Genomic DNA, 7,494 nt, shown 5'->3' with positions numbered 1-7,494 from the left:
CCCCCCCCCCCCCCCCCCGGCCCCCCCCGCGCGGGGGGGGGCCCCGGCCCCCCCCGGGGGGCCCCCCCGGGGGGGGGGGGGGGCGGGGGGGGTGGGGGGGGGGCCCCCCCCCCGCCGGGGGGGCCCCCGCCGGTGAACTACTGGTCGGCGTACTGCGCGGCGAACTCGGGCGTGGGCTCGATGGGCGTGATCACGTCGATCAGTACGCCGTTGGGGTCGGACACGATGAAGTGGCGCTGGCCGAAGTCCTCGCTGCGTATCGCGAGCAGTGGACGCAGGCCCTCGGTCGTGACGAGCCGCTCCCACTCCGCGTCCACGTCGGCGACCTCGAAGTTGAGAAGCAGTCCCTGTGCGGGCGCGCGGTGGCCCTCGGGGACGGTGGGGTGGGTGTGGTCCAGGAGTGCGAGTTCGCGCGTGGGGTCGTCGGCATGGCGCATGCTCACGTACCAGTCCGCGGAGAACGTCGTCTCGAACCCCAGCAGGCGCGTGTAGAAATCATGGGACTCCGCGAGCCGAGCCGTGCCGATCACCGGATAGAAGCTGGTCAGTTTCATGTCGGGACCTCTTTCGCCTACCTTCGGTATGTGAAGAACGGTATTCGCGTACCCTTGGTATGTCAAAGGGTGGCGGGGAAGGGGAACCATGCCGCAGCACGGCGTTCGAGCGCGACAGCGGGAGCAGACCCGGCAGGCGTTGCTACGCGAGGGCAGGCGCAGATTCGCAGGTGACGGGTATGCCGCCGTGAGCCTGGCGGAGATCGTCAGTGCGGTGGGAGTGACCAAGGGGGCGCTCTACCATCACTTCGCCGGCAAGGCCGAGCTCTTCCGTGCCGTCTTGGAGTCGGTGCAGACGGAGGTGGGGCAGCGGGTCGCGGCGACCGCCGAGGCGCAGCGTGATCCGTGGGACCAGTTCACCGCCGGCTGCCGGGAGTTCCTCGTCGCGACCGCCGCGCCGGACGTGCAGCGGATCATGCTCGTGGACGGGCCGGCCGTGCTGGGGTGGAGCCAGTGGCGAGAGATGGACGAGGCGACGTCGGCGCGCCACCTCGCCGAGGCGCTGACGTCCCTGGTGGACGCGGAGGTCATCACGCCCCAGCCCGTCGCTCCGCTGGTCCATCTGCTGTCGGGCGCCATGAACGAGGCAGCGCTCTGGCTCGCCTCCTCCACCGACCCGGCCGACCTCGACCGGACCTGGGCGGCACTGAGTCGACTGCTCGCAGCGCTGCGCGCCTGACCACCCGCCACCCGCCGGTCCCCGTTTCCTCGGGGCCGGTGTGCGGGATGACCGCTCGTGCGGTCCAAGGGTTACGGGCACGGGTCTGCTCCTTCCAGTGGTGTGGGGTCGCGTCGCCGTGGCCGTATGGCGGCGCGGCGGTGTCGGGGTGTCTCGGGGCGAGGCCGGAGCCTGCGGTCGAGCCGTACGTGCTGCATGAGGGGGAGCCTAGGCCGGTTTTGCAAGGGTGACGGAGTTGTCCACAGGCGCCCGGTTATCCACAGGGCGCAGCGGGATTCTTGCGGGGCGTCCACGATGGGGTCATCCGCGGCGGACCCGACCGACGAAGCACTCAGAGCAGGCGGTTCCGGGGCGGGCGCGGAGGCCAACACCCGTGATCTGCATGGTGGTTGCCGTGCAGGCCGAGGGTGTGGGCAGGCGGCCCGGACTCGTTCGTGCGTCGAGTGGGTGGGGCGTTCCCATCGGAGCCCCACGCCGACGCGGAATCAGGAGCTCGGGCCGCTCCCCGGCCTTGGATGCGTGGTGACGTGACGTGCCGCGGTGGGGCCGGGCTGCCCCGCCGCTGTGCGTTGCTGCACTGCGGCGGGACCGGATAACAGCCGAGCAGCCGAGCAGCCGAGTCAACGAGTGGACGCAAGGAGACGAGAAGCCGTGAACGAGACGGAAGTGACGGTGGTGGGCAATGTGGCGACGCCCCCTGACTACCGGGAGACGGGTGCGGGCGTGGCGGTGGTGCGGTTCCGCCTCGCGGTGACGGCACGCCGCTGGGATCGGGAGCGCGCCCAGTGGGCAGATGGCGGCACCAGCTTCTACACGGTGCGCGCATGGCGGGGGCTGGCGGCGAACGTGGCCGCGTCCGTCGCGCTCGGCGAACCCCTCATCGTGCGGGGCAGGTTGCGCATTCACGAACAGGAGCGGGACGGAAAGAAGTGGTTCTCGGCGGATCTCGACGCCATCGGCATCGGCCATGACCTTTCGCGCGGAACGTCAGCCTTCCGGCGGATCACTCAGGTCAAACCGCTGCCCGGCGCCCCGGCTGAACCTTCTTTGGCAGCCGTGCCAACGGGAGTTGAATCCTATGCGGTGGCCGCGACCGCAGGAGGCGGCTAGGGAGCAATGGCAGAAAACTCGACTATGGGGACGACATCCCCATGAATCGCAGGGGATTTATCGATAATCGTGGCCCGTGAACCCTGATTCGGATAACGATTCCGATTCGGATCAGTGGGCGGACCCGAGATCCCGGGGACCCATGACGGGACCCTACTTAGGATCTTCGTCCTAGCAACGAGTGCTCCCGAGTTTTGAGTTCGCCAGCCAGGCGCCCGCACCCGGTGGACTGCTCGCGCCTGCCCTGGAAGGGAAAACCATGCTTTCTGTCATGAGGCGGGGAACCGGCCGCCTGGCCGCCGCGGCCTTGTCCTCCGGGCTGGTCGCGGCGGGTGTGATCGCCCTGGCGGGGCCGGCCGTGGCGGATGACGTGCCTGTGAACCACGGTGGCGCGACGGCGACGCTCGGCGGCCTGACGACCTTCGACCGCGTGGTCGTCCGTGAGGGCGGCAAGGCGGAGCGGATCAGCGCCGGCCTATTCGAGATGTCCGTCGACAATGGCGGCACGCTCCAGAGCTACTCCGTCGACATCCACAACACGACACAGGACCAGGCGAAGTACCAGGAAGTGCCGTGGAGCGCCTCCGCATTGCACAACAACCGCAATGCGGGAAAGATCCGCTGGATTCTCCAGCACTCCTACCCGCAGATAAACGACCTCGATCGACTGGCCCGAGCAGCCGGCACGGGCACGCTGAGTGAGAAGTCCGCAGCAGCCGGTACGCAGGTGGCCATCTGGCGCTACTCGGACCGGGCGCGGGTGAATGCGGTCGACCGGCAGGCGGAGAAACTCGCCGACTACCTGTACGAGGCGGCGCGCAAGGTCCGGGAACCGAAGGCGTCGCTCACCCTCGATCCGCCCGCGATTGCCGGAAAGCCGGGCGAGCGCATCGGCCCGGTGACCGTGCGGACGAACGCGAGCAGCGTCACCATCGCCCCGCCGACGACCACCGTGCCCTCAGGCGTGAAGATCGTGGGCAAGAACGGCAGGCCGATCAGCCGGGCGACCAACGGGACCAAGCTCTACCTCGACATGCCGGCGGGAACGCCGGACGGTACGGCCGTGCTCACCGCGGAGGCGGCGACCAAGGTGCCCGTCGGCCGGGTCTTCACGGGCATAGGCCAGCACGCCAAGAGCCAGACGCAGATACTCGCCGGTTCGAGCGAGAGCACCGTCTCGGCGAAAGCCGCCGCGACCTGGGCGCAGAACGGGCCCGTACCCGCCGTCTTCGCCCGCAAGAACTGCGCCAAGGGCGGCGTGGACGTCACCGTTGCCAACCGGGGCGACGCGCCCCTGACGTACGAGCTGGCGCAACAGCCGCACACGCTGGCCGCGGGCAAGACCGAGACCGTCGCCGTGCCCGCGGCGGAGGACCAGGCGTACGCGTTCGCGCTCACCGGGCCCGATGGCTACGAGAAGACGTTCGGCGGGGTGCTGCACTGCCGGGCCGGCAGCGCGGTGACACCGGCCGCCGGGGCGACCGGCACCGGAGCCACCGACACCAAGGCCGCCGCCGGCAACCGGCCGTCGGCGCAGCTCGGCAAGGCCCCGGTGAGCACGCCCGAGAGTGCGGCGGCCACCCCGCAGACCGCGGCCGAGGACGGCGACCTGGCGGACACCGGCAGTGACAGTTCCGTGCCGCTGATCGCGGGGATAGCCGGGGCGCTGGTGCTCGTCGGCGGCGGGACCGTGTTCCTGGTGCGGCGGAGGAAGGCACAGCCGCCGCAGGCGTGAGCCGTCTCCGGGGCGCGTGGGGCGTGGCAGCGTCACGACCGGGTGGCCGGGGTGGCCGGATGGCCGGGTGGTCGTTGGCCGGTGATGGCCGGCCGGTTTCGGCGGGTGATCGGTGGCCGTGTGGAGCCGAGCTCTGCCGGGGCGGGCTGCTGAGCGGGCTGCCGGGAGGAGCTGCCGGGTCGAGCTGCGCCGGCGGCGCGACGTGGGCGGAGCGGTGCCCGAGCGGTGGCTGGGAAGCGCGGGCACGGTCACTGTCAGTAGCGACGCGTAGCCTGTTGGTGTCCGTGCGTGATCGGGGCGTTCGCGTGGTCGCCGGGTGGTGGCCCCGGATGGGGCGGCGGTGGACACGTGTGGCCTGCTGTCGGTCACGTGCGGTAGTGCGGGAAGGAGCCGGGGCGTAGGGCTGGCGGACGGGGACCATTACTGGTTTTCGCCCAGCTCTACGCGTACGGCAAGATGGTTCTATCTGCCCACTCTCATGATTGCCGGACGGTTTCTCTTGGCTGAGTACATCTACACCATGCGCAAGGCCCGAAAGGCCCATGGCGACAAGGTGATCCTCGACGACGTCAACCTGAACTTCTTGCCGGGCGCGAAGATCGGTGTCGTCGGCCCCAACGGTGCGGGCAAGTCGACCGTCCTCAAGATCATGGCCGGCCTTGAGCAGCCCTCCAACGGTGATGCCTTCCTCGCGCCCGGCTTCAGTGTGGGCATGCTCCTCCAGGAGCCGCCGCTGGACGAGTCCAAGACCGTCTTGCAGAACGTGCAGGACGGCGCCGCCGAGCTGATGGGGAAGCTCAGGCGCTTCAACGAGGTCGCCGAGCTGATGGCGACGGACTACTCGGACGCGCTGATGGAGGAGATGGGCAAGCTCCAGGAGGACCTTGACCACGCCAACGCCTGGGACCTGGACACCCAGCTCGAACAGGCGATGGACGCCCTCGGCTGCCCGCCGGGCGACTGGCCCGTCACCAACCTCTCCGGTGGTGAGCGGCGTCGCGTGGCGCTGTGCAAGCTGCTGCTCGAAGCGCCCGACCTGCTCCTGCTCGACGAGCCCACCAACCACCTGGACGCCGAGTCCGTCCAGTGGCTTGAGCAGCACCTCGCCAAGTACGCGGGCACCGTCGTCGCCGTCACCCACGACCGGTACTTCCTCGACAACGTCGCCGAGTGGATTCTCGAACTCGACCGCGGCCGTGCCCACCCGTACGAGGGCAACTACTCGACCTACCTCGACAAGAAGGCCGCCCGGCTGAAGGTCGAGGGGCAGAAGGACGCCAAGCGCGCCAAGCGCCTCAAGGAAGAGCTGGAGTGGGTCCGCTCCAACGCCAAGGGCCGGCAGGCCAAGTCCAAGGCGCGACTGACCCGTTACGAGGAGATGGCCGCCGAGGCGGAGAAGACCAGGAAGCTGGACTTCGAGGAGATCCAGATCCCGCCGGGCCCGCGACTGGGCAGCATCGTGGTCGAGGTGGAGCACCTCTCCAAGGCGTTCGGCGACAAGGTCCTCATCGACGACCTCTCCTTCACGCTGCCGCGCAACGGCATCGTCGGCATCATCGGTCCGAACGGTGCGGGCAAGACCACGCTGTTCAAGATGATCCAGGGGCTTGAGACGGCCGACTCGGGTTCGATCAAGGTCGGCGACACCGTCAAGATCTCCTACGTCGACCAGACCCGCGCCAACATCGACCCGAAGAAGACGCTGTGGGCCGTCGTCTCCGACGAGCTCGACTACATCAACGTCGGCCAGGTCGAAATGCCCTCCAGGGCGTACGTCAGCGCCTTCGGCTTCAAGGGCCCCGACCAGCAGAAGCCCGCCGGCGTGCTCTCCGGCGGTGAGCGCAACCGCCTCAACCTGGCGCTCACCCTCAAGCAGGGCGGCAACCTGCTGCTCCTCGACGAGCCGACCAACGACCTCGACGTCGAAACGCTCTCCTCGCTGGAGAACGCGCTCCTTGAGTTCCCGGGCTGCGCCGTGGTCGTCTCCCACGACCGGTGGTTCCTGGACCGCGTCGCGACGCACATCCTCGCGTACGAGGGCGAGTCGAAGTGGTTCTGGTTCGAGGGCAACTTCGAGTCGTACGAGAAGAACAAGGTCGAGCGGCTCGGCCCGGACGCGGCGCGTCCGCACCGCGCCACGTACAAGAAGCTCACCAGGGGCTGACCACCATGGCGCGACATGTGTACTCGTGCGCGATCCGCTGGTCGGACATGGACGCCTTCGGTCACGTCAACAACGTCGTCTTCCTCCGTTATCTGGAGGAGGCGCGGGTGGACCTGATGTGGCGGCTGGCGACCGAGACCGACGACGAGGCGTTCGAGGGCGGCTCCGTCGTGGCCCGGCACGAGATCGACTACCGCAAGCCGCTCGTGCACCGGCACGCGCCGGTCACCGTGGAGACCTGGGTGACCAAGATCGGCGCCGCGTCGCTGACGCTGGCGTACGAGATCAAGGACGAGGACACCGTGTACGTACGGGCCTCCACGGTCGTCGTGCCCTTCGACTTCGAAGCGGGGCGGCCCCGGCGGCTGACCCGGGTGGAGGAGAAGTTCCTGTCGGAGTTCGTCGAGGAGACGCCCGTCAGGGGCAAGCGCAAGCGCGACGACCAGTCGGAGGGGGCCGTCGCCGCATGACGGCGCCAGCGCTCCACTTCGCCGATGCCAGGGAGGCGGCCGATCTCGCCGCCTTCCTGGCCCGGCTGATCCACTACGACCGCGCCGCGGCCGTGCGGGTCCAGGCGACCGGGGTCGGTGCCGGGCCCCGGGCCGGCGGAGTGCTCGCGGTGTTCGGGCGGCCGGCGTCGTTCGAGGTCCTCGCCATCAGGACGGCGACGCTGGCACCGGGCCCGGCCGTGCCAGCGACAGCTTCCGGACCGATAGCTTCCGGGCCGGCGCGCTCCGAGATGGGGGCGCCCGCCGGGGCCGCGGAGGCGGTCGCGGACGAGGCGTCGGGGGAGTGGGACCGTACGGTCTCGGCCGGTCAGTTCGCCGATGCGATCGATGAGGCGCGGCAGCGCGCCGGGGCCGGGGCGGGGCGGGCTGATGGGCCGGCCGGCCTGACGGTGTACGCGCCCGAGCCGGTGACCGGGCCGCCGTGGGCCGGCGTGTTGCCGCCCCGCGGTGGCTGGCAGCGGGTGCCGGGGCTGCCGGACTCGGCGGCGGTGCGCGCGATGGTGGCGGCGGCGGTCGCGGAGTTCCGGGCCCGGGACGAGGCGCTGGCGCCGGAGCAGCGCACGCGTACCGAGCGGGACCGCATCGGCCGGGAGATCTGGTCCCGTACGGTCGGCGACACGCAGTTGCCGCTGCGGGCCCTGCATGCGGCGCAGGCGGTGGGATTCCTGCGGTTCGCCCCCCCCCGGGCGGGGGGAGCGGGACGGGCCCACCCCGCCGTGCCGGCGCCCGGGGGCGCGGGCCCC

Annotated in this window: 7 protein-coding genes; 6 read left to right on the top strand and 1 reads right to left on the bottom strand. The window is 70.4% G+C overall.

Annotation, left to right across the window (positions count from 1 at the left end):
* Positions 1 to 137: 137 nt before the first annotated feature.
* On the bottom strand, positions 138 to 554 hold the full coding sequence (locus AAHZ94_RS24625) for a VOC family protein (protein WP_349995302.1): 417 nt from the start codon (positions 552 to 554) through the stop codon (positions 138 to 140).
* Positions 555 to 642: 88 nt separating this feature from the next.
* Between AAHZ94_RS24625 and AAHZ94_RS24620 the strand changes: the two genes are divergently transcribed.
* From AAHZ94_RS24620 to AAHZ94_RS24595, 6 genes are all read left to right on the top strand, one after another.
* Entirely contained in the window at positions 643 to 1,233 is a 591-nt protein-coding gene (locus tag AAHZ94_RS24620; RefSeq protein ID WP_349995300.1) for a TetR/AcrR family transcriptional regulator, read from the top strand.
* A 651-nt stretch (positions 1,234 to 1,884) separates the two neighbouring features.
* The gene (locus tag AAHZ94_RS24615) at positions 1,885 to 2,343 is read left to right on the top strand and encodes a single-stranded DNA-binding protein (RefSeq protein WP_349995298.1); all 459 of its coding nucleotides are present in this window, start codon (positions 1,885 to 1,887) and stop codon (positions 2,341 to 2,343) included.
* Between the two features lie 271 nt (positions 2,344 to 2,614).
* Complete coding sequence (locus AAHZ94_RS24610; protein ID WP_349995296.1) at positions 2,615 to 4,078, top strand: Cys-Gln thioester bond-forming surface protein; 1,464 nt, start codon at positions 2,615 to 2,617, stop codon at positions 4,076 to 4,078.
* Positions 4,079 to 4,577: 499 nt separating this feature from the next.
* A complete protein-coding gene (gene ettA, locus AAHZ94_RS24605) occupies positions 4,578 to 6,242 on the top strand; it encodes an energy-dependent translational throttle protein EttA (RefSeq protein WP_349995295.1) in 1,665 nt (554 codons plus the stop codon).
* Between the two features lie 5 nt (positions 6,243 to 6,247).
* A complete protein-coding gene (locus AAHZ94_RS24600; RefSeq protein WP_349995294.1) occupies positions 6,248 to 6,712 on the top strand; it encodes an acyl-CoA thioesterase in 465 nt (154 codons plus the stop codon).
* Positions 6,709 to 7,494 (top strand): DUF8010 domain-containing protein (locus AAHZ94_RS24595; RefSeq protein WP_349995293.1); only part of this gene is annotated, 786 nt, incomplete at its 3' end. The genes AAHZ94_RS24600 and AAHZ94_RS24595, both read left to right, overlap by 4 nt.

Source organism: Streptomyces sp. HSW2009 (genome assembly GCF_040240285.1).
In the GTDB taxonomy this organism is placed as follows: Bacteria; Actinomycetota; Actinomycetes; order Streptomycetales; family Streptomycetaceae; genus Streptomyces.
Note: the sequence above shows the minus strand (reverse complement) of the source record. Positions and strands in the feature narration are given on the sequence as shown.